This window comes from Epilithonimonas sp. UC225_85 (assembly GCF_042695135.1).
Lineage (GTDB): Bacteria > Bacteroidota > Bacteroidia > Flavobacteriales > Weeksellaceae > Epilithonimonas.
Genome location: NZ_CP170547.1, coordinates 1,279,805 through 1,303,995 on the forward strand (window position 1 = coordinate 1,279,805; position 24,191 = coordinate 1,303,995).

The following is a 24,191-nucleotide window of genomic DNA, read 5'->3' on the forward strand; positions in this document are numbered from 1 at the left end:
GTCCGCTCCTCCGGAGCTTGAATTTGGATTGTTCTTTGATTTCTATTAACAGTTTGCCTCTCCGAGGCTTTATCATTTGTTTTTGAATTTATTATTGGTTATCCACGTTAGGATTTTTATCTTCAAATTTTCCATCGTGTTGGTAAGGTTCGGTGTTTTCTGTAAGAGGATTTTCCTCTTCGTAATAAGTCAGTTTAGACTTCGCAGCAATGTTCGCAAAAATGTAGTACAATCCAGGGATGATCATCAATCCGAAGATGGTTCCGATCAACATTCCGCCGGCTGCGGCTGTTCCAATTGTTCTGTTTCCAACGGCTCCAGGTCCTGTTGCCAAGGCTAATGGAATCAATCCTGCGATGAAGGCAAAAGATGTCATCAAAATCGGACGGAATCTCAAAGATGCGCCTTGCAAAGCTGCTTCTTTTGTTGAAAGTCCTTCTTCTGCTTTCTTCTGGACGGCAAATTCGACAATCAAAACAGCATTCTTACCGAGTAATCCGATGAGCATGACCATCGCCACCTGAGCATAGATATTATTCTCCAATCCGAAAAGATCCAGACATAAAAACGCTCCGAAAATCCCCGTTGGCAAAGACAAAATAATTGGCAAAGGCAAAATGAAACTTTCATATTGAGCGGAAAGAATCAGATAAACGAATCCAAGACAAACCAGGAAAATGTAAATTGCCTCATTCCCTCTGGAAACCTCATCTTTTGAAATTCCCGCCCAGTCGATTCCGAAACCTCTTGGCAATGTTTTGTCAGCAACTTCCTGAATTGCTTTGATCGCATCACCAGAACTGTAACCCGGCGCCGGCGTTCCGCTGACTTCGGAAGAGTTGTACATATTATGTCTCGTGATTTCGGATAGTCCATATACCTTTTCAAGATGCATAAAATCTGAGTATGGAACCATTTCATCTTTATTATTTTTTACATAAAGTTTCAGGATGTCACTTGGCAAAGCACGATATTGCGGTCCGGCCTGAACAATTACTTTATAAGGTCTGTCGAATCGGATAAAACTTGTTTCGTAATTGGAACCGACCAAAGTAGAGAGATTGTCCATCGCTTTTTCGATTGTCACTCCTTTTTGCTCAGCCAAATCATTATCGATTTTCAACATGTATTGAGGGAAACTCGCTGAGTAGAAACTAAATGCTGACCCCAATTCCGGACGTTTTTTCAGTTCCTTCACAAAGTCATTACTTACGGTTTCCATTTTGTGATAGTCGCCGCTACCGGCTTTGTCCAACAATCTAAGTTCAAAGCCACCTGCTGCTCCATAACCGGGAATTGATGGCGGTTGAAAGAATTCAATATTAGCTCCGGGAATTTCTTTTGCTTTTTGCTCTAATTGTTCAATGATTTCAGAAGCAGATTCTTTTCGGTCTTCCCAACTTTTTAGATTGATCAGACAAGTTCCAGAGTTAGATCCGGTTCCCTCTGTCAAAATTTCATAACCGGCCAAAGATGATACGGATGAAACACCATCTATATCTTCAGAAGCTTTCTGCAATTGTAATGCAATCTGATTGGTTCTTTCTAAAGTTGATCCAGGCGGCGTTTGGATAATGGCGTAAATCATTCCCTGATCTTCACTTGGGATAAATCCTGTCGGTAATTTATTACTCAAAAAGAAAGTCCCAAGACAGAAAAGAACAAGCAAGGGGAGTGTTATCATTTTTCGTGTAACAACTTTAGTAAGCAAGCCGTGATATTTGTTAGCACCGACCGTAAATATATTGTTGAAGCCATCCAAAAATCTCGTCAATGGTGTTCTCTTTTTCTCTTTTCCGTGGTTGTTTTTCAGGATCAAGGCACATAAAGCCGGTGTCAAAGTCAAAGCCACAACGCCTGACAAAATGATTGAAGAAACCATTGTAATTGAGAATTGACGATAGAAAACCCCAACCGGACCGGACATAAACGCCACAGGAATGAAAACCGAAGCCATTACCAAAGTGATTGCAATAATCGCCCCGCTGATTTCGTGCATTGCTTCCTCCGTTGCTTTGAGCGGCGAGAGATGCTTTTCCTCCATCTTGGCGTGGACGGCTTCTATGACCACAATCGCATCATCAACGACAATTCCGATTGCCATTACTAAAGCGAAGAGTGAAATTAGATTTAATGTAATTCCGAATGCTGACATGATTGCAAAAGTTCCTATCAAAGAAACCGGGACTGCAATCGTCGGAATCAATGTTGAACGCCAGTCGCCTAAGAAAAGAAAAACCACGATTGCCACTAATATGAAGGCTTCAAATAAAGTGTGAATTACTTTTTCTATCGATGCGTCCAAAAATCGGGAAACGTCATAACTGATCTCGTAATGCATTCCTTTCGGGAAGCTGTTTTTATTAAGATCCTCCATCAAGGCTTTCACATTCTTGATAACGTCGCTGGCATTGGAACCGTAAGATTGTTTGATGGTAATCGCCGCCGATGGTTTTCCGTTCAAGGTAGAGTAGATGTCATACATTGAGCTTCCGAATTCTACATCGGCAACATCTTTCAATCTTACAAATTCACCATTCGGATTTGATTTGAGAATGATATTTCCGTAATCTTTTTCGTTGCTGTAACGGCCCGGATATTTCAGAATATATTCAAAAGACTGAGAACGCTTACCGGAACTTTCACCAGTTTTTCCCGGTGAAGCTTCCAGACTTTGAGAGTTAAGTGCTTCCATTACCTCATCAGCGGAGATATCGTAAGCCGTCATTCTATCAGGTTTCAGCCAGACACGCATCGCGTATTCACGGGTTCCAAGGATGTCAGCTTCACCAACGCCTTTTACCCTTTTCAGTTCAGAAAGAAGGTTGATGTCTGCAAAGTTGAAAAGGAACTTCTGATTGGCTTTCGGATCATCACTGTAAAGGTTGATATACATTAGCATATTCGGTTCTTCACGGGTGATTTTCACACCTTCACGAACTACCAAAGGTGGTAATTTATTGATGGCAGAAGAGATATGATTCTGAACATTAATTGCGGCAACATTCGGGTCTGTTCCTAAGTCGAATACAACCTGGATAGAAGCTTCACCATCATTTCCTGCGTCGGAAGTCATATACTTCATTCCGGGAATTCCGTTGAGTGCTCTTTCCATTGGGATTACCACGGATTTGATGAGCAATTCGTTGTTAGCTCCGGGATATTCTGCCGTGATATTTACTTTTGGCGGAGAGATCGACGGGAACTGGGTTACAGGTAATTTTACCAAAGATAAAATCCCTAAAAATACGATGATCAAAGAGATCACGATGGACAGAACTGGTCTGCGAATGAATTTTTTAAACATAAAAAATTATATTTTTTGTTAGATAATAGACTTTTAGATAATGCATTGTTGAGCAATCATTTATCATTCATCAATTATCATTTATGCATTTAGTCTGCGTTTAATTTTAATGATTGTAAAACTTTCTTAGGATCCTGGAATTTGGTTTCCACTTTCTGATCGTCTTTTACTTTCTGTACGCCTTCTAACAGGAATTTGTCATTTTCATTAAGACCTTCGGAGACGACGTACATATCAGGAAGCGAGTAAGAAACTTTGATGTTTTTCGAACTTACTTTTCCGTTTTTATCCACCACGAAAACATAGATCTGATCCTGGATTTCGTAAGTTGCTTTCTGTGGAATGATCAATGCGTTTTTCAATGGAACTGTCATTTGGACTTTTCCGGTTTCGCCGTTTCTTAATAATTGATTTTTATTCGGGAATTTGGCTCGGAAAGCAATGTTTCCTGTTTCGTTATCAAATTCACCTTCGATGTTTGCAATCGTTCCCTTATCTGGAAGCAGTTCTCCATTTGCCATTACAAGAGAAACTACATTATTTCCTCTTTCTGCAGAATGTGTCTGATAATTGATATATTCCGGCTCCGAAACATTGAAATAAGCGTAAACTCCGGTATTGTCGGAAAGACTTGTCAGTAAATCGCCTTCATCGATCAAACTTCCCAATTTCAAAGGAATTCTGTTGATATATCCTGAGAAAGGAGCTTTCACATTCGTGAAGTTGAGGTGGATTTGTGCCAATCTCATTTCGGCATTGGCGGCGTCCAGTTTTGCTTTTGACATGGCTCTTTCGTTTTTGGAAACGATGTTGTTACTTGCCAATGTGCTGGAGTTCTGTAATTCGATTTTTGCCTGTTCTACTTCAGCCTGAGCTTTCAGAAGTTCCGCCTGATAGATTTGAGGCATAATTCTGAAAAGCGTCTGTCCGGCTTGTACGAACTGACCTTCGTCAACATATATTTTCTCAAGGAAACCTTTTTCCTGAGCGCGAATCTCGATATTTTTCAGGGACTGGATCTGCGCCACATAGTCTTTTGTGATGACAGTGTCCATTTTTACAGGCGTGGTTACGGGATAAACGACTGTTTCTTCTTTTTCTTCTTTTTTGTCTTTACAGCTAAAGATAATCAGCAGTGCGCTGAGAGCAACAGAGAATGTGACTCTTTTGTTCATAATTTTCATTTTTAGGTAATTCACGAACCTTTCGGTTTCATTTTAAATAATTTTTATTTTTTTTAATCAAGGATTGAATCAATGATCAGAAAGACCATCAGATTCAATTAAGTTTTGAATGCGGGAAATTTCAAAAACAACAAGGGTTATTACCACTTTGGAATAAGGGTAATTTTGTTTTCGAAAATTGAATTTTAAATACGGATAGAACGCAGCAGGATGAACCTTTTTACCGAATAAATAATGGTTTCCGGGTCGTGGAATTTTTGTTTTGTGCGTCTGAAATATAAATGTAAAAGATATCCCAATCCAAATACAGCAAAAACGGCAATGGCATTAAGGGAATTTGAGAAATTAAGATCGAGATTGACCTCTTCCGGAGCATCTAAAGAATCATTGATCTGCTGAAAAGATGCTTTTTCTAAAGACTTGTCAATGTGATGCTTCTTAGCAAAAGAAAAAATATGGGATGAGATATTCTGAGTTTCAAAACCTGGCTGAAGGTCAAGAGACTGCTTGTTCTCTGCTATAAACAGCAGAAAAATGCTCATCAGTAAATATATAATTCCTTTTTTCATTTCGGTACTGCAAATTTACTCTGTTATATGTTAACAAGATCTTAAATATGAAAATTTAAGGAATTTTTAAGTTGTGGTTTGATAATTTTTGTATTTTGTGAAATTATTATCTTTGTCATCATTCAATTAACCAGAAATATCCCATGCCTCTCTACAAAGATCTTTCAGACGATATTGCCACAATCCTGATATGGGAATTTGACAAGAATGAAGTGTTAAATCCGGATATTTTACTGGAACCGGAGAACCAACACAAGATTTTGGGATATCACCCGAATAAAATTGCTGAAGTTCTGATGGTAAGAAGAATGCTGAAGTCCGTTCTTCCGGATCATAAGATTCTGTATAAAGAAGGTGGCGAACCTTATCTTTTTCCGAATGATCATCAGATTTCAGTAAGTCATTCTTTTCCGTTAGCAGGTCTGGCGATCTCTAAAAATAAGATTGGAATCGATATTGAAAAACGCAAAGACAAGATCAAAAATATCCGTCACAAATTTATTCTTCACGAGAATGATTTCATTGATGATGCTGAGGAAGTTGATTTCCTGACGGCGATCTGGTGCGTGAAAGAATCACTTTACAAGATCCACCACAGCAAACACTGGTCACTGAAAAAGCATTATGATGTTTTGCCGTTTGATCTGCAGGAAGAGCTTTATGTAAAATGCAGGGTTTACGACGACGAAAATGAAGATTTCTTCAAAGCAAAAATCAATTTCTTTGATAATTACTGTTTAGCTGTTGTCGATTGATAGATCAGATATTCTTCGATGATTTTCCGCTGGTCTTTTGCGACATCGTAGATTAATTCCAAAAGTTCTCTGATATTTTTGATCTCTGTCAGATGGCTGACCGTGAAAATTCTGTCATCAGAGATAGCCTGATTTTCCAGTTCGGCTTTTCTTTTTTCTAATAAATCAGAAACGTGATCTTCCGGTTTGATGTGACTTTCCGATCTTGTTTGTTCGTCCAGATCTTTTTGAAAGAGTAAGGAAGAAGTTCTCAGTAATTCTGCAGAAATCTTGATCTTCCAATTCTGGATATCAATTTCCGGAAAATCGTGGCCGGATTTTGCATATTGAGATAATGACGCTGTATAAGCAGTAATCAAATGCGTTGTGGTGACGAACTGATGAACGGTTTCCAATTTTCTTTGTTGATTTTTCGGATCCGAGATCATTCTTTGAAAGTTATCGGAAAGATTTGCCAGATCGATGATTGCATTTTTTCTTTTCAGGCGGAAATCCTCATCATCAACCTCATTTTTCAGAAAGTGATCCATCACCAACCGGAAATAATTGAGATTGCTTTTGGATGATTTTTTCATCAGATCCAGATTCTGCGTATGTTCCCAAACCGGCAAAATAAAATAAGCGACCAAAAATGAAACTGCACCGCCGATTAATGTATCCAAAATCCGATCTTTAAAAATTACATTGACATTTCCGGGTTTCAGAAAATTGAAAGAAAGGAAAATATATATTGTCATAAACAATACAGCCCAAAAATATCTTGACTTTAATAAACTGAAACAGAGGATCATACTCAACAAAAGAATGACCAGAATCGCACCCGGTTCTTTTACAAAATATAAAATGATATAAGCGATCACACCGCCGGCAATGGTTCCGAATAATCTAAGGAGATTTCTATGTTTTGTGGTAGCATAAGCGGGTTTCAAAATTGCAATGATCGTGATGAGAATCCAGTAAGAATGTCCGATTCCAAGGATTTCAAACCTCGAAACAATATAGCCTAACAGCAATGCAATCGTAACTCTGATGGCGTGGCGGAAATGTCCCGAATCCAGGGAGAAATTGGAAAAGAAAACTTTTAAATTCATCTTCTCTTCTTTCGGTAAAAATTTGGAGTAATCTAATCCGGAAGACAAACTTTTTGCCAGTTTTTTGTCCTGAGAATGGACTTTCAGAATGGTATTGACTTCATCTGTAATGTCTGTGATTCTCATTAGAACCTGGCGCATCATCATAAAATCCTCTAACGTCTCGGATGAAAACATTTGTGATCTGTGTTCAAAGAAAACATCATAAATTTTCTTGAGTTCATTATCAAAATTAGTGATTTGCTTATATGCCAAACCACTTTGCAGAGAGATCCCGAGATTGGTAATTTCGTCTGCCATTACCAAAAGATAATCGTGGATGTTATGAAGTAAAGTTGTGTCTCCGAAAACCCGATTCATTCTCTTGTAATCATTTTCGGAGGTCAGAAGTTTGTCATAAAGATCGATGGAATTAAGGAACATCAACATTAATATTCTACTTTGGGTCGTAGATTCGTTGACGATCTTTCTCGTTTTGAAAACAATTTCCCTGGTGTCTTCCTGATGGTTTTTGATCTTGACCTGCTGAGAAATCAATTGATTGAGCAATCCGTCAAAATCTGGATCTTTTGTGTAATATTTTGCCTTAATTCTGAGATAATCTGCGAGTTCCAGGTAATTTTCTCCAACAACCTGACCGGCTAATTTGTAAGGCTGCAGCGTGGAGACAATCATGAAAATGACGAAAAACCATAGACATCCCAAAAAGAAAATAATGGTGCTTTTGAGAACATTGTCACCAGTAAGATGCCCGTCAATAAAAATACTGAGTACGACCAGAGCAATAGATCCGAAAGTTGCCAATCTCAATCCATAAACGCCAATCATCGAAAAAAAGAAACCAAATATGATAATCTCCAGGTAAACGGCTATCGGAAATTCTTTTACAAGGCTTGCGAAAAGTGCGATAAAAAAGAAAGAAAAAATGGATAAAAATAACGTGTTTCTTCTTCTGATAAATGGTCCCGGCTGATCCGTCAATCCCACAAAACTGGTCCCAAGTGGAAACAGAAAAAACTCTTTCAATAATCCAAACTGTGCTAGGATGATGCTTGGAATCACTATTGCCAGAGCAATTCTTGCTCCGGAATAGATGTATTGGCTGGTTAAGAATTTTTTGAGTTCGGAACTATAGTTCATACTGCAAATTTACAGAAGTATTAAGTAAAATTGTTAAGTAGAAAATATTAAATATAAGATAAATTTTAATCAATAAAAAAATGCCAAAGCTAAAAATGCTCTGGCAAGGTTTTAATTTTATATAAAAATCATTCTTTAAAAATCCTGTGCGTTGTAAGTTTCTGTACCGAGATTCCAGGTTAAGCCGAATCTAAGCGTGTTATCCAAAGCTGAATTAATTTTAGACGTATTGATAAGGTAAGAAAGATCTAAACCAAAAGAGGCATACTTGAAACCAACACCGACTGTTGCATATTGTCTGGCTCCCTGTTCCGGTGCTTCTGTAAAATAACCCGCTCTAAGAGCAAATGTCTCGTCATAAGAGTATTCTGCGGCGCCGCTGAACATAATACTTTTTTTGTTGCTGAATGATTTAGTAATTCCTTCTATTACACCAACATTCGGTACATCGTATATTGGATTTCCGTTTGAATCTTTACCGGTAACTGCCGGACCAGGAACTAATAATTTAGAAGCCTCGCCACTTAGACTGAAACGATTCATATCATCGATCAACAAGTCATAACCCAAACCTAATCTTGCCATTGTAGGAAGATACGATCTTGAGTTCTCGTCGCCTGTATAATCTAATCTTGGACCTAAGTTTTGTACGGCCCAACCTGCTTTTACTCTGCCTTCATATCCGCTGATACTCTCGTGTTTTGGAGACATATAGTATCCGGCAACATCTATCGCAAAAGTATTTGCCGGTTTCAGCGTTCCATCTGTAGATCCGAAGTTCCCTCCAAGATCCGAACGGATAAATCTACCGGTAACAGCCATTGAGTAATAGTCTGATAATTTCAAACCATAAGCAATATCAATAGAAAATTCGTTTGGTTTTGAAGTCCCTAATTGCTGTACTTCATTACCAACAAAATTTGTAAGATCTACTTCTCCCATATTGAAGTAATAGATACTTGCACTTAAAGTAGAACGCTCATCATCACCCAGGAAAGTGTAATATGACCCATAAAGTAAAAATACATCGTTTGTAAGCTTACTCATATATGGTGTATAATTGACTCCGAATCCGGATGATACCTTTGCAAACGGATATTTTGCAGCGTTCCAGAATTGAGAGAAAACATCTGTAGATGTAATAACACCCTGATCACCCATACCACCTGCTCTGGCATCTGGAGATATTCTCAGGAATGGAGCTCCGGTAAGCACCGGCTGAATGTTTTGAGAAAAAGCAAGGGCACCAACGCCGATTCCTAATCCTACAAATAATCTTTTTGTTAAATTCATTTTTATACGTTTAAGGTAAAAAATTACCGATATATGTTTTTATTATTTTAATAATACCATTTTTTCAACTGCTGTTGCACTTCCGGAACATTTTTCCTGATTTTGGCTGCGTGCAAATATCTTAAAAATATATGTACCCTTTGCTACAGTATCTCCAAAATCATCTTTTCCGTCCCATTCTATGGCTTGTCTTGGTGTTCTGAAGCCCTGCAGGAATGGTTCTGCGGATATACTTGTGGAAAGCGTTCTCACTATTTTCCCTGTGATTGTATAGATCTGAACATTAACATCCAGAATGTCATCACAATTATGCTCAAACTGAACATAGGTTTTGTTTGTAAAAGGATTTGGCCAGTTGAGCAGTCTGTTTACCGTCAGCTTTTTCTCTGACTCATCTTTTACTACAAAGTTTAACGTAGAGGTTGCAGAATTATTGTTGATGTCCCAAACTTTGAATACCAATTGATGCTCTCCCGGTGAGAGACCTTTTAATGGGAAAGTAACAGAACCTTTCTGATAATCATTCAATGCTGTGTTGTTGCATCCATTACCGTCTCCAGAAGAAAAATAATCATTCACAGAAGTTGTATTGACAACATCCCCATCCAAAACGAATGTAATATCGTGACCGATTCCTGCGCCGGTAGAGTTAATTCCAAAATTATCTTTTACACAAGCCAGCAGCATTGGATTTTGATCAGTAATACCACCATTTGCAAAGTTTGTATTATTCATATAAAGATTTGCTGCAGGAGGTTCAGAATCATTGATTCCATCGGGATTGATATCTCCTACAGATTGGACCTGGTTGGTGAAAACATCATAAGCGTTTGTTTTTGCATCTATGAAATTTTCTGCATAACCCAAAATTCTGCCGTTTCCGACTTCGTAGTTAATGTCTTTCGGGACATAAAACTCAACAGTATAAATCCCTTTATCTACTTTTCCAGAAGCTTTTACAATAGGACTTGGTTCTTCTTCGTAGGTCATTTTTGGATTCATCTCAGGCACATTATCATTATTTAATGTTGTCTTTTTTATTTTTTTATCAAAAATATTAATAACAACCCGACCATTAAATGTGTTATCTAAAGATCCATCCGCTTTATTAACCTTACCGGTAATCTTAACAAAATCCAAAGCTCTTATTTTACCAGGAACAGGTGTTTCTATGTTATCAATTTTCAGAAATCTTTTTGGTCTGCTCATTTTCATAGCCGGATCTCCTAAAAAGTTTACACGCAACGGATCAGAAGAAGATCCATAACCAGAAACAGGATAAGAATAATATTCTTTCCGAGCGTTTAAATGGGCCATTCCAATGGACATAAAATCATCAGAAATTAGTGCAAAAAGATTTTTGGTAAAGATCGGCGTGAATTTTCTTCCATAATCTACCGATATGGCGCGGCTTGAGGTCACCATCGTTGCTGCACCACCTGTACTTAGCTTGATTAGCTGTTCACCCGTGGAATTAGTGCTTGGCTCGTCCCATAATGTAAACTCACATGTAATTGTGGATACGAAAGGAAATCTACTGTACACAGGTGTAAAGTTATTAAAACCTACTACTTCTGTTGAGGTAAGGATTCTTTCCTGTGCCCAGCCATTGATCCCTCCATGTCCAAAATAGAATAAGTTTAAGCTATTCCCGACATCATTGGATATCGCTTGATTTACTTGAGGATATCTTGGTCCGCCGGCACTTGTAACTGCAGGAAATGCATCAAGATAAAGCTTGCGGATATTATATTCTGGTTTATTTGTCGCCGAAAAATTCTGACTAATTGCATACTCTACAAGATAATGAAAAGGTCCTGGTATACCGGCTGGTACATCAGCTCCTTCAAAATCATCATCTGCTACAAAGTCAAGCTTCATTCTCCATTCTCCAAAAGGATTGGATTGACCGGATAATGCATTATTGTACGCCAAAACTTTGTCAATCATTACTTTTGCTTCCTGTAGATTGTCAGCCGGTAATCTTCCGATTGGAAGATCTGGCACCTGAGAAAGATCGACAACGGTCTGAGGTTTTGTCATTACAAAATAATCATCCGTAACGTATGAGCTTTTCACGTCTGCACTATTTTCACTTTGATAGCTGGGAATGACATCTGTATTGTTGGCAACACGGTTTTTGAAATCATAGGAAGTATCTCCTAATAAAAAAACATATTTAAGAGAGCCGAGTGGAGAGTTTAATTTTGTGACAAAATCTCTGATTGCTGTAATGTCTTTACTTCCGCTGCTGAACTCATTGTAGATTTTATTAACGTCCACAATCTGCACATTATAACCATTTTTGGATTGATGATAAGAAGCTAATCTTTGAGCCTGGCTGAAGTATACCGGCTGAGTAATGATAAGATAATCTACGTTTTTAAGAGAAGAAAGATCCTGATTATCAATCTTCCCTACAAAGGAAGGTTCATACGCAGCAGAGCTTTTAAAAGCTGTAAATTCGTTATTGAAATCGGTGTTATTAGCAAGATAGCCAAAATTAAATGTAGAATTTTGAGCGTTTTTATTGGTTACTTTTTTTGCATTTGTAATATCAGAAACATCCCATATTTGCTCTATACCAGAGGCGTTTTGTACAGAAAATCCATAAAGATCCCCGGATCCTGTTGCGATATCATAATCACGGAAGTTCATTTGAGAATTATTGTAGCTTAGATTTTCCTTGTACTGGACTTCGGCAAAGTCAAAGTAGAATGTAGCATTTGGATTAGCACTAATATCGGTGGTATAATTAAATTTTATATTGGTTCCTGTTTGATCAAATAGTGCGGATTCAAACATTATTCTTTCAAAATTTTCGGCTTTGCTGCTCAAAGATCTAACATCCTGACTCCCATTTACATTGGTTGTCAGTTTTGCAGACTGTGCATTGTAACCAATGACTTGAGTTTTAAAACGAATCACATCGTCGGTCTGGATAGGAGATTTTGTTGTGAATGTTATTTCTCTGCTGCCAGGGATTGCATCACCAGTCCAGGTTCTTCCCAGCTTTACAAGATTAAATTTTTCTTCATTAATGAACTGATAATCATCATAACGCGTAATTAAATCCTGCGGCAGACTATTATCAACAGTCTGAACTCTTTTTCCAGGACCTGTATCAAAATTTATAAAGTAGTAAGAAAAGTCTTCATAGATATTAACAAAATTATTGGGCGTACCGAGTTTTCTGAATTCTACTCTTTTATTCCCGTTTCCATTTGACCGGTCAAAGAGGTTATATCCATTAGGGCCTTGTGCGTAGAAGAGTGCAAAATCATCATCGTTCCAAACGCCATCATCTTCACCAACCACCTGGATGGCATCTTCCTGTAAAGCATCGTATTTTAGATTAACGAACCGCGTACCAGATCCATCAGTATAAACCACTTGATTGAATTCCGGTAACATCAATCCGCCATTACCATAAATTCTGAAGTTTTTCGGATTGACATTTGCGGGGTTGATTCCGTTTTGCTGCAAGAATTGCTTGGTAATTTTAAAAATTCCTGTTTTGTCAACTTTTATTTTATAAAAAGTTCCTGATTTTAAAGGATTATCAGAAGTTCCAAGCTTATTGGCGTTTTTATACAAATCGGCAACTTTCCTGTTGGTTTGGACGATCGTAAAAGAAACTAATTTATAGACTTTGTTATTCTCAGCTTTTACTGCTTCTATTTTTATGTTTGCAGATTCGGTATTCTCAGCTTCACTGAAAAAGTAATTGATACTGTTCGCCGGAGATGAAGAAAGCGAATTGATATTAAGATCTTTAATATCTTTTGCAGGCAATACTTCCCAAACAAGTTGTTCTATCTTTAGCTGATTACCGGTTTTAATGTTTAAATTAGCAAAAATAGAATTAGCATCTACCTGATAATTGTAATTACTGAAAAAAGGATATGTAAGTTTTTCTGTTCCATAATCCATTTCCTTATAACCATCCCAGGTAAGACTGATTTTTTGTGCAAGTCCCAGTGTGGAAAGAAAACAAAAAACGACAATATAAAATTTGAATTTCATCAATGTAATTTTAATAAGAGTACAAAATAAACGATTTTTTTAAAAAAATGGTATATAATAAAATTAATTTAATTGCGTTTTATCAAAAAAAGACAAACAATATTTGATTAATTAAAGAATTTCTATTTTCTTTGTACTTTGAAAATTTCTATATCTATTATGAAAAAAATCAGGCTGTTTTCGATAATTACTTTAAGCGCAACAATGTTTTTGGTAAGTTGTGGAGGAGGAGGAAACTCGAAAAGGGGTGGAGGCACCAAAGGTTTTGTAAGCAAAACCGGCTGGAAACCTAACGAGAAAGACGGGTGGTTCTTTTCTGGAAAGCAACAAAAACAAAAAGGTTGGCCGGGAATGGTTTATGTAGAAGGGGGGACTTTTACCATGGGATTGGTAGAAGATAATGTGATGCACGACTGGAACAATACACCTAGAAGAATGCAGGTGAGCTCTTTCTTTATTGGTGATACAGAGATTACCAATTCTGAATATAGAGAATACACCACATGGCTTAAGTTTGTTTTTCCTTCATCTGATCCAAGTTTCAAACATATCTATACAGGCGCTTTGCCAGATACTTTAGTTTGGAATAATAAGCTTTCCCGTAATGACTATGCAGAGACCTACTTCAGATCTCCGGAATATGATTACTATCCTGTAGTTGGTGTTTCTTGGTTACAAGCTACCAAGTATTGCGATTGGCTTACTGACAGAGCAAATGAAAAAGCTCTAATGAGACAAGGCGTAATCTCAAAAGATGTTTATTCTGCAGACAAAGCTTCTACAGCAGGAGCAACTTTCAATATGGATAAGTTCAAATCCAATGATGCAGAGATGGACGCTTATGTTGATAAGGAAAAACTTAAGAAAAGAAGCGGCATCAAAACTGCCAACGAAAAAATTGCTGCTGCAAACAGAGGATCCACTTCAGGACTTGTAGAAAAATTCAGACTACCAACGGAGGTAGAATGGGAATTCGCAGCCCTTGGTCTTCAAAAAGAAAGAGACTACAACAACTATTTGGGTAAAAATACCAAAATTGACGACCTAAAAGGAAAAAAAGGAAGAAACAGAGGGATGTATCTTGAAAATTTCAAGATGGGTAGAGGAGATTACTCTGGTGTTGCCGGTTGGAAAAATGATGGTTCACCAACAACTGCTGATGTAAAACAATATCCTTCCAATGATTTAGGAATCTTCGGAATGTATGGTAACGTTGCAGAATGGGTTGCTGATATATACAGACCAATGATTGATGAAGAATTTAGTGATTTCAATTATTTCAGAGGTAATGTTGTAAAGCAGACTGTTAAAAATGAAGACGGTACGTACAAGAAGATTACTAATGAAGATATTAAATATGATACTCTTGCAGACGGCCGTTTGAGTTACAAAGGACTTCCTGGTGAATATGAAAGAAAAGTCCTGGAAGACAACAAAAACTATAGAGATGGTGATTATCAGTCTTCACTAGATGCCGGAGGAAGCGCACCAAGTGATAGTGCAGCGTTCAGTATGTACAATTCTGTAAAACCAAAATTCATTGTTGATAAGAGTGGAAATGTGGTTCTACAAAAGGAAAAAACCAAAGCGACCACTCAAATCAGTGATTACAGTAGAGTTGTAAAAGGAGGATCTTGGTTAGATTCAGCTTATTGGTTGGATCCGGGACAAAGAAGATTCAAAGATCAGACAAAAGGTTTTGGTTGGATTGGTTTCCGAGTAGCGCAAGATGCTAAAAACAGTAAGACAAAACGTACTAAGAGATAATCCAATTATCATTAAAAAATACTTAAACAGCAGAATTTTCTGCTGTTTTTTTATTCCAAATCATCACATTTGTTTATTTTTGACTTATGAATATTGATCAGTTTTATCCCATTTATTTACGAAGTAGAAACGTTGTCATTGATAGTCGAAAAGTAGAAACAGGCAGTTTGTTCTTTGCATTCTCTGGCGAAACTTATAATGCTGCGGAGAAAGCAAAGGATGCTATTGAAAATGGTGCGTTAGCCGTGATTGTCGAAGATAATGTATTTGCAAACCCAGACCATAATATTTTTTATGTTCCGTCTACATTAGCATTTTTGCAGGAGCTGTCAATTTTCCATAGAGATCAAATCCAAATTCCAATTATTGGTCTTACTGGGAGCAATGGAAAAACGACGACAAAGGAATTAATAAGTACAGTCTTGGCTGGCAAATTCAATACGCAATATACTTTTGGAAATCTGAATAATCATATCGGAGTTCCTCTGACTTTACTTTCTATCAGGAAAGAACACGAGATTGCCGTTGTAGAAATGGGCGCCAATCATCAGAAAGAAATAGAGATGCTTTGTGAAATCGCAAAACCCAATATTGGCTATATCACCAACTTTGGGAAAGCACATCTGGAAGGTTTTGGTGGTTACGAAGGTGTCATCAAAGGAAAATCTGAACTGTATGATTATCTTAAAAACCATAATCAAATCATTTTAGTCAATGAAAATGATGAGACCCAAAAAGAAAAAACAAACGTCTATTCTTCAAAAATAACATTTGGAACTCCGGATTCTGATTATCAGTTTGAACCAATCTACAAAGATCATTTTGTCGGAATCAAATATCAGGGAACAGAAATCTTTTCAAACCTCACAGGCAAATATAACTATGATAATCTGTCAGCAGCAGTCGCATTAGGATTGCATTTTAAGATGAATATTGAAGATATAAAAACTGCAATTGAAAGCTATGTCCCTTCCAATATGCGTTCACAGATCCAGAAAAAGGGAGAAAAAACATTGGTTTTGGATACTTACAACGCCAATCCAAGCAGTATGCATGTCTCTTTGGAGAATTTCAAAACATTTGCTGGCAGCAAAACCATCATTATTGGTGATATGCTGGAACTAGGGGAAGAAAGTTTGAAAGAACATCAGATCATTCTTGATTTTGCAAAGTCTTGTAATTTTAATGAGATCATTACTGTTGGTCCGCATTTCAAATCGGTTTATCATTCAGAAAATGCTTTCCTGAATACTTTGGAATTAATAGAAAAATTAAAATCAGAACCAATCGATACAGATAATATTCTGCTCAAAGCCTCTCGTGGAATAGCATTAGAGAAGATTATTGAATTTTTATAACACACAAAAAAACCTCAGTTACTGAGGTTTTTTATTTTTAAAATCATTTAAAATTAATTTGATATTCTGGAAAGTTGAGGGCAGGATTTCAGATTGTATTTCTTCTTCATTTTTCCAGCCCACTTCACTGATTCCTTCCTCGATCTGCGGTTTAGGCGTTCCACTTCCGGTGTAGAACATCTCAAACCAATAGGTCGTTTTCAGCACTTTTTTCCCGTCTCGTTCGGTATAGATATGATATGTTGAGTTGATGAAATCTTTCAGTTGCAGGTCAAAAATCCCACATTCTTCCTCAACTTCTCGTACTGCAGCCAGTTCTCTGGATTCACCCGCTTCAATTTTTCCTTTTGGAAGATCCCATTTTCCCAACCTGTGTATGAACAGGATTTTATTTTCAGGATTGACAACTATTCCGCCGGCCGCTTCTATATTTCTAAAAAAACCTTTGAAATCCGACCAAAGTTTGTCAATGTCCTGATAATAAATATTCAAGCCTTGTGATGGTGTGTTTGTAAGCAGATCAACGGCAAATTCAAAGCTATGCGTCCCATCGTAGTTCAATGTTTTAGGGCTGTTCTGAGGTTCTGAGCTCAAAACTATTTTTTTTTCATTGATAAAAACTTTATACATTTGTAAGGCTTTAATATAATTACAAAAATAGAAAAAATGAATTTAGAAGGGCGAAAAATTATTGTAAATAAATCTTCATCTGAATTGGCAGGAATGCTGAAAAACCCACAGGGTTACAAAGATCTGATGCCAGACAGTCTGCAGAATTTTGAAGCAAGAGAGGATGGTTTCAAATTCGGATTGAAAGGAATGCCGGAAATTGCATTGAAAATTGAAAATGTAACTGACAGTGAGGTGGTTTTGAAATCTGCAAGTTCAAGTCTCGACTTTGCTCTTACCGGAACAATGAACGCTTTGAACGAAAAGCAAACTGAAGTTCAGCTGTTGTTTGACGGAAAATTCAACCCGTTTATCAAAATGATGGTAGAAAAACCATTACAGAATTTCATCAATTCTTTGACAGATAAAATCGAACAACTTTAGTTAACAGACGATTCCACTCGAATGATCCATTAAACTTCCTGTTGCTGATGACAAAACATTATTGAGATTCAAGGATCTCAAAACACCCATAAAAGCAAAAATCAAAGCCTCTTTATATTCAATAATTTCTTTTTTAGGAATGTGGATTTCGGTTTTGGTATTTGCTTTTATCTTTTCTATGAGATAGCTATTATAAGTTCCACCGCCGGTTACCAATACATTTTTAATTTCGGACTCTTCAAATATTTCCGCAATCTGATCCGCAGAATGTTCCGTAAAAGTTGCCAAAAGATCTTCCGTTCTTTGATCTTTAATTAAAGTCGAAATATGCGCATTGACCCATTCAATTCCCAGAGATTTCGGCGCTTTTTGCTTGTAGAATTCTAATTGATTAAGCTGACTCAAAAGATTTTCATCGATTGTTCCACTTCTCCCAAAATCACCATTTTCATCGTATTTTTTTCCAAGTTTTTGAGCAAATTTATTAAGAATAATATTCACAGGACAAATGTCAAAAGCAATTCGTTGTCCGTTTCGGTTCAAAGAAATGTTCGAAAATCCGCCGAGATTAAGGCAGGCATCGAATTCCGAAAACAACAATTCATCACCGATTGGAACCAAAGGCGCGCCGTTTCCGCCTAACAAAACATCCTGACTTCGGAAATCGTAAACTACGGTTTTATTGGTTTTGATTTTAATGGCTCGCCCGTCTCCGATCTGTAAAGTGAATTTATTTTTTGGCTGATGAAAAACCGTATGCCCGTGAGAAGCAATCAGATCAAGTTCTGAAATTTGGTTTTTTGAAATAAAATCCTGAGTTTTTTCACCGAGATAAAACCCGTATTTGGAATTCAGTTCCAGTAATTTTCCGCTGGAAAGGTGGATGGCATTTTTAAGATCATTTTCCCAATCGGAAGAGTAGGAGATGGTTTCACATTTCAGGATTTCGAAAGCCCAATCGGAACCGTTTCGGATGAATTTTGAATAACAAATGTCCAATCCGTCAAGACTGGTTCCCGACATCAATCCAATTGCGTAAAAATTCTGATTTTCCACGGTAGTAAAGTTAATATTTAAAAGCTAATAGCTAACACTTACTTGCTGGTTTCCGGTAAATTGGCAGAGTTGAAGCTCCCGGAATTGTTGAAAAATGTGTATTCGGAAAAGTCGTCTTTGGCTACCATTCCGTGTGCGCCAACCAGAATATTTCCGTCTTTGTCAGAAACATAAACAGTGTCTTTGGTGTACATTTTTTTGTTCCGCTTGTCCCAATTGATGGTTTCTGTTACAAAGGTTTGTCCTTCTGTTGTGATGATTTTTACTCTGCCTTTTGCGAAATAGAAATCTCTTTTGATATTGTTTTTCCCATATTTGGCCCATATTTTACCGGGAACTTTTGGATTCTTCTTGTCAAAAAATTCCAGATAGAGTCCTTTTTTAGCTTCTATATAAGGAGAATCTATCAACTCATAACTTTCCAGCAATGGTGCTTTGAATCTTACCGTTACGCGCCCGGAATCCTTTTGAAGAATGTTGGCATTATAGATAACCTGTGATGCAAAATTGGTTTTTTTATTCTGATTGATCTTCGTAAGATCTTCTTCGCAGGACTGAATAAGAAAAAACATCAGCAACAAAACGAATTGTTGTGATGTTTTTAGGTTAAATATTTTGAAGCAATAATCTTTCATAGATTATCTAAGGTCATTCATTAGTTGTAAAGTCGCTTAGCAAACCATTTATCTGCGAAGTTAACTCCAATTCTTAGATTGACAAAATTCTGGCGGATCATATTGTTGTCAAGTGTTCCTCTTTTCCCGACTTCCAGTCCAAGATCGATGCTGCTCATACGGTTGATCACACTTTTTTGGAAAGGAAGTGTAACACCTGCAGTGATTGCATATTTGTTGATATTAGTTCCGTTGATCTGTAGATTCCCTTTTTCATAATAAGCCCCATATCTGTAGATGATTCTGGAGAAATACGAACGGAAATTATTAAAGTTCGGCAAGTACCAGCCTCCAACGGAATATCTGTAAGAATCCTGGTAAGCAAGCGTTGTTCCAAGGAAATTGAAGTTTTCTCCTTTTTTATAATCCAGCTGTGTTCCCAAAAACCACTTGGTATCTTTACCGTAACCCAAACCTAAAGAACCTTCCTGCGGAAGGAATTTTTTATCATAATTGGATTGCTGTTCTATGATGGTTTCATAGCCTTTTGTGTCTCCAAGAAGATAAAAATAAGTGCTGTTGGTATACGTGTTTTTCATATTCCCACTGTTTCCAATGGTATAAGTTGCACCAACCGTTAATTTATGATCATTGGCCAGTTTTTTCTGGTAAGTCGTCCCCAATGTAAAGTTGAAAGCTTTTACTCTATAGCTGTTGGAATATCCACTGATGAGTTCTGCACCAGTGAATGCAACTTCCTCAATATCATACAATTTCCCGAAGAAGAAATTGGATCTCAAACCTAAAGCAAATGCAGGTGTTATCTGATAAGAAAGCGCAGCCTGTACGGTATTAACAGAACCCTCACCACGGAAGCTGTGAACTTCTGTAATTTCATCACTCAATTTTTCATCAGTTACAATATTGTAGCTTTTTGAACTGTACGGCTGGAACCCCATTCCAAATTTTATCTTTCTGGAAATAGGAAATGAGATGCTGATGTTGGAAAGATAGGTAGAATGTTTGGTGCTTTTAAGATCATTAAAATCTGAACGATAATAGTTATTCTCATTAGTGCCTTCTACTTTCAGGGTTGTCAATTCCAAATTGGTATTTGCAGCCGGATTTCGGAAATTAAAACTATTGTTAAAATCCCAGACATAAGCTGTAGAGATACCTCCCATTGCATTAATATCAACTGTATTATCATATTTCACATCTCCAATCCCATAAGCTCCGTAAGGTGAGTTTCCAATACTTTGAGCATTCAGGAAATATCCTGCAACTAATGATGATAAAACAAAAATTCTTTTCATATGTAGATATTGATTGTTTTTTTAAAGTTATATCATCATTCTATCCACATCCATGTTTATATGACTTGGGTTTTGACGATTTAGTCCTTCAAAATTTCAATCCGCAAATATCTTAATTAATAATGAATTGCAAAAATATATTTCGGTTAAAGTTTGTTAAGTAATTTCGATGATTGGGACTTATTCTGCGACAGATGATGCATATTCTAAGATTGATGAGCTCCTGACTCTGCTTGTCTGTAACAAAAACCAACCACTGATAACCAACAACTGAAAACTAATAATTATCTTTGCTTTTATGAAATGGGAACAGATCATTGGGCAGCAGCCTCTCAAAAATGTTTTACAGGATAGCATTCAGGATGGCAGAGTTGGTCATGCACAGCTTTTTTTAGGAGAAGAGGGTTATGGCGTTTTGCCGTTGGCTTTAGCGATGGCTCAGACAATTTTTGAGAAAGAAAACCAGGCATCTGCTCATAAAATCGAGAACCTGAACCACCTCGATCTCCATTTCAGCTTCCCTGTTTTTTCTGAGAAAAATGTCTCCCTCAGCAAGCGTTATTTTGAGCAGTGGCGGGAGATGATTCTGGAAAATCCGTATTCTTCTTTTGATGACTGGACGAGTTTCCTGGAATCCGAAAACAAGCAATTCTTCATTTCCGCTGACGAAGCCGAAGACATAGGCCAGCGTTTTATGCTGAAGAGTTTTGAAGGCGGAAGCAAAATCCTCATCGTCTGGCGCGCGGATAAAATGAACGATTCTGCAGCCAATAAGATCCTGAAATTTCTGGAAGAACCACCGAAAAATACTTATATCATTCTTTGTGCACAGACAGCCAACGATATTCTGCCAACTATTTTGTCACGTTGCCAGCTTATCAATGTTCCAAGAATTGATGACGAAGATTTATTAACACATCTGCAAGATCACGATTCTGCCAAAGAACTGGTTTATCAGGCACAGGGCGATTGGAATCTTGCCAAATCGTTGTCGGAGAATAACATAGCAGTTTCAGAATTCGAAACCTTATTTATACAATGGGTTCGGAATGCGTTTCAGGCAAAGAAAAAACCCGAAGTTCTACGCGAAATTGTAAAATGGGCGCGTCAGATTGCTGAGTGGAACCGTGAAAAACAAATAAAGTTTCTTAATTACTGTATTGAAATTTTCCGTCTGGCAATGCTTCAGAATTATGGCAATGACAATCTGGTTTACAAAAAACTATCGGAAGGTAATTTCAACTGGCCTGCATTTTCAAAATTCATTCACGGAGCAAATATCGTTTCGATTGTGGAGGAAATTACGGATGCGTCTTATCATATTTCCAGAAACGCCAATTCCAAAATTGTGCTGACAGATATGGGAATTAAATTGACGAGATATATTCACAAAGCCTCGAGTTAAATAATTATTAGGGCGCCTTTATCCGTCCTCCGTTCCCGCTTTTTTCTGTTATTGCGAACAACGTCGGGCAATCTGTTGAACTTGTCACAATCGCAATAACAGAAAAAGAGCTCCACTCAGGCCGGGGCGCGCTTCGCAAATTAGAAATTTCTCTCTTTCATCATATTTATTCCTGATAGAAAACTTCGATAATTTGTTAATAAAAAATTAATCAAACAAATGTTTGATTGAATGCTTTTTTTGATTTAACTTTGCATTGTTAAAATTAAAATATGCCAACAAAAGAAGAACATATTATGATGGTTGCGGAGAAACTCTTCGCTGCCAATGGTTATAATGGGACTTCTGTTAGAGATATTGCTTCTAAAGCCAAAGTAAATGTCTCCATGATTTCCTATTACTTCGGCTCCAAAGAAAATCTGATGGAAGAGCTTTTCAAATGGAGAATGGAAGAAGGTCTCAACTTTGCCAAGAATATTGTAGAAAATAATGACCTTTCCGAGATTGAAAAAATAGATGCGTTTATAGATAATTTGGTGAACCGTGTCCAGAAACTTCGTGATTTCTATTTGTTGATTCACACGCAACAAGTCATTAGCCAGAATAAGAACATTCAGAATTTTCTTAAAGCTTCAAAAATAAATTATTTAGAAATCTTTCAAATCATTGCAGATGCAGGTTTGGAAAAAGGTGTTTTCACGAAAAGACCATTATTTCATCTGATGCAATGTACCATTATGGGGACCATTTTCAACGCTATGCACAACATCAAAATCTATAAAGATTATCTGAAAAACAACAATCCTGATTTTGATGAAAAACATTACGAAAAGCAATATTTTCAGGAAGCTGCCGCTCACGTCAAAACCATTGTGAGAGCTTTGGTTGGATATAACGAAAAATAAATTATAATAAAATTATACTCAATTATAATGATGCAAACAATCAATAAATTTTTAACAGCTATTATTCTTATCGGATTTTTCAGTTCCGTTTCCGCGCAGGAAAAACGAACTATAAGTCTTGAGGAAGCAGTTAAATTAGGAATCCAAAATAGCAAGAATCTAAAAATAGATCAGGCTCAAATCGAAGAATCCACAGCCAATCTTCTGGCAGCAAAAAATAAACAATTGCCGGAACTCACCGTTTCCGGAAGTTATTTGTACCTACCGTTGGAACCAAACGTAAATCTAAAAATTCCAGGACTGGCAGGTGGCGGACCGAAAGTCAGCAATGTTCTCTATGGCAGCGCAAACGTTTCCGTTCCGATCTATTCCGGCGGAAGAATAAAATACGGAATCAAATCTGCAGAATATCTTGTAGAAGCTTCAAAACTGAATTCTGAAAACGATAAAAACGCAATTGCTTACAATATTTCTCAGGCCTATAATAATTTGTTCAAAGCCAATGAAGTCGTGAAACTTTTGAAAGAGAATCTCGCATCGTCTCAAAAAAGAGATCAGTCATTCATTAAACTTGAAAATAATGGCGTGATCGCAAGAAACGACCGGTTAAAAGCACAACTTCAAACTTCCAATATAGAATTACAATTGATGGAAGCTGAAAATAATTACAGCATTGCCAACATCAATATGGATCTTTTGCTTGGTTTGCCGGACAATACGGAAATCGAAGTTGATTCTGCTTATATAGGAGAAGATGATCTAACAAAACCGGACGATTATTACCTGAATCTTGCGAGAGAAAGCAGAAATGATCTGAAAGCCCTGGATTTCCAAAGAAAAGCAGCAGTTCTTGGAACCAAATCTGCAAAAGCAGAAAATCTTCCTTCATTAGCTTTCACCGGAGGTTACGTTGCAGCAGATATTCCGAAACTTTTGACCATCACAAACGCTGTAAATGTTGGAGTAGGAATCCAGTACAATCTTTCTAATATCTGGAAGAAGAACTCAAGCTACGTTCAGTCCAAAGCAAGAGAACAGGAATTGGCAGCAAACAACGATTTATTAAATGATAATGTGACGCTGGAGGTAAAACGCGATTATCAGAATGATCTTTATGCCCACAAAAAAATCGATGTTTATCAAAGAGCATTGGAGCAGGCAGAAGAAAATTACAGAATTACACTTAACAAATATAATGCAGGTCTTGAAACCATCACCAATCTTCTTGATGCAGACACTGCGAAAATCACAGCTAATGTAAACGTTGTCACTTCAAAAGCTGACGCCGCTTTAGCGCACAAAAAATTACTACAAACTACAGGAATTATCAATAACTAATTATAATAAACTAT

At 37.1% G+C, this 24,191-nt stretch carries 17 protein-coding genes; 7 read left to right on the top strand and 10 right to left on the bottom strand.

The genetic code is table 11. The features are described 5' to 3' along the window. Positions 1 to 91 precede the first annotated feature (91 nt). The 3 genes from ACFJGY_RS06115 to ACFJGY_RS06125 form a co-directional block, all read right to left on the bottom strand. Positions 92 to 3,307 carry an efflux RND transporter permease subunit gene (locus ACFJGY_RS06115; RefSeq protein ID WP_379969131.1) on the bottom strand — a complete coding sequence of 1,072 codons (3,216 nt, stop codon included), beginning with the start codon at positions 3,305 to 3,307 and terminating at the stop codon, positions 92 to 94. Positions 3,308 to 3,396: 89 nt separating this feature from the next. Further along, on the bottom strand, positions 3,397 to 4,482 hold the full coding sequence (locus tag ACFJGY_RS06120) for an efflux RND transporter periplasmic adaptor subunit (RefSeq protein WP_379969133.1): 1,086 nt from the start codon (positions 4,480 to 4,482) through the stop codon (positions 3,397 to 3,399). 194 nt (positions 4,483 to 4,676) lie between these two features. Then, the gene (locus ACFJGY_RS06125) at positions 4,677 to 5,060 is read right to left on the bottom strand and encodes a hypothetical protein (RefSeq protein ID WP_379969135.1); all 384 of its coding nucleotides are present in this window, start codon (positions 5,058 to 5,060) and stop codon (positions 4,677 to 4,679) included. Positions 5,061 to 5,203: 143 nt separating this feature from the next. Between ACFJGY_RS06125 and ACFJGY_RS06130 the strand changes: the two genes are divergently transcribed. After that, positions 5,204 to 5,815, top strand: coding sequence for a 4'-phosphopantetheinyl transferase family protein (locus tag ACFJGY_RS06130; protein ID WP_379969137.1), 612 nt, complete (start codon positions 5,204 to 5,206; stop codon positions 5,813 to 5,815). Here ACFJGY_RS06130 and ACFJGY_RS06135 read toward each other — a convergent pair. From ACFJGY_RS06135 to porU, 3 genes are all read right to left on the bottom strand, one after another. Then, the gene (locus tag ACFJGY_RS06135) at positions 5,791 to 8,046 is read right to left on the bottom strand and encodes an FUSC family membrane protein (RefSeq protein ID WP_379969139.1); all 2,256 of its coding nucleotides are present in this window, start codon (positions 8,044 to 8,046) and stop codon (positions 5,791 to 5,793) included. The two genes, ACFJGY_RS06130 and ACFJGY_RS06135, sit on opposite strands and share 25 nt — an antisense overlap. A gap of 135 nt (positions 8,047 to 8,181) precedes the next feature. Beyond that, on the bottom strand, positions 8,182 to 9,339 hold the full coding sequence (gene porV, locus ACFJGY_RS06140; protein ID WP_379969141.1) for a type IX secretion system outer membrane channel protein PorV: 1,158 nt from the start codon (positions 9,337 to 9,339) through the stop codon (positions 8,182 to 8,184). Between the two features lie 42 nt (positions 9,340 to 9,381). Then, entirely contained in the window at positions 9,382 to 13,365 is a 3,984-nt protein-coding gene (gene porU / locus ACFJGY_RS06145) for a type IX secretion system sortase PorU (RefSeq protein ID WP_379969143.1), read from the bottom strand. A gap of 159 nt (positions 13,366 to 13,524) precedes the next feature. Between porU and gldJ the strand changes: the two genes are divergently transcribed. Both gldJ and murF read left to right on the top strand, forming a co-directional pair. Beyond that, positions 13,525 to 15,132, top strand: coding sequence for a gliding motility lipoprotein GldJ (gldJ, locus tag ACFJGY_RS06150; RefSeq protein WP_379969145.1), 1,608 nt, complete (start codon positions 13,525 to 13,527; stop codon positions 15,130 to 15,132). Between the two features lie 86 nt (positions 15,133 to 15,218). Continuing rightward, positions 15,219 to 16,490: a UDP-N-acetylmuramoyl-tripeptide--D-alanyl-D-alanine ligase gene (gene murF / locus ACFJGY_RS06155; RefSeq protein WP_379969147.1), complete on the top strand. Its 1,272-nt coding sequence runs from the start codon at positions 15,219 to 15,221 to the stop codon at positions 16,488 to 16,490. Between the two features lie 18 nt (positions 16,491 to 16,508). Here the strand turns inward: murF and ACFJGY_RS06160 are convergent, their stop codons facing one another. Continuing rightward, entirely contained in the window at positions 16,509 to 17,120 is a 612-nt protein-coding gene (locus ACFJGY_RS06160; protein ID WP_379969149.1) for an NUDIX hydrolase, read from the bottom strand. A gap of 36 nt (positions 17,121 to 17,156) precedes the next feature. Here ACFJGY_RS06160 and ACFJGY_RS06165 point away from each other — a divergent pair, with 36 nt between their 5' ends. Then, positions 17,157 to 17,543, top strand: a complete 387-nt coding sequence (locus tag ACFJGY_RS06165) for an SRPBCC family protein (protein ID WP_379969151.1) — start codon at positions 17,157 to 17,159, stop codon at positions 17,541 to 17,543. On the opposite strand, the gene ACFJGY_RS06170 is transcribed toward ACFJGY_RS06165, so the two are convergent. The 3 genes from ACFJGY_RS06170 to ACFJGY_RS06180 all read right to left on the bottom strand — a co-directional run bounded on the left by ACFJGY_RS06170 (position 17,544) and on the right by ACFJGY_RS06180 (position 20,529). Continuing rightward, positions 17,544 to 18,599: an anhydro-N-acetylmuramic acid kinase gene (locus ACFJGY_RS06170; protein ID WP_379969153.1), complete on the bottom strand. Its 1,056-nt coding sequence runs from the start codon at positions 18,597 to 18,599 to the stop codon at positions 17,544 to 17,546. 38 nt (positions 18,600 to 18,637) lie between these two features. Beyond that, complete coding sequence (lptC, locus tag ACFJGY_RS06175) at positions 18,638 to 19,171, bottom strand: LPS export ABC transporter periplasmic protein LptC (RefSeq protein ID WP_379970117.1); 534 nt, start codon at positions 19,169 to 19,171, stop codon at positions 18,638 to 18,640. 83 nt (positions 19,172 to 19,254) lie between these two features. Next, a complete protein-coding gene (locus tag ACFJGY_RS06180; protein WP_379969155.1) occupies positions 19,255 to 20,529 on the bottom strand; it encodes a hypothetical protein in 1,275 nt (424 codons plus the stop codon). Positions 20,530 to 20,827: 298 nt separating this feature from the next. Here ACFJGY_RS06180 and ACFJGY_RS06185 point away from each other — a divergent pair, with 298 nt between their 5' ends. From ACFJGY_RS06185 to ACFJGY_RS06195, 3 genes are all read left to right on the top strand, one after another. Further along, positions 20,828 to 21,934, top strand: coding sequence for an ATP-binding protein (locus ACFJGY_RS06185; protein ID WP_379969157.1), 1,107 nt, complete (start codon positions 20,828 to 20,830; stop codon positions 21,932 to 21,934). Positions 21,935 to 22,206: 272 nt separating this feature from the next. Then, positions 22,207 to 22,839 carry a TetR family transcriptional regulator gene (locus tag ACFJGY_RS06190; RefSeq protein WP_379969159.1) on the top strand — a complete coding sequence of 211 codons (633 nt, stop codon included), beginning with the start codon at positions 22,207 to 22,209 and terminating at the stop codon, positions 22,837 to 22,839. 27 nt (positions 22,840 to 22,866) lie between these two features. After that, a complete protein-coding gene (locus tag ACFJGY_RS06195; protein WP_379969161.1) occupies positions 22,867 to 24,177 on the top strand; it encodes a TolC family protein in 1,311 nt (436 codons plus the stop codon). Positions 24,178 to 24,191 lie beyond the last annotated feature (14 nt).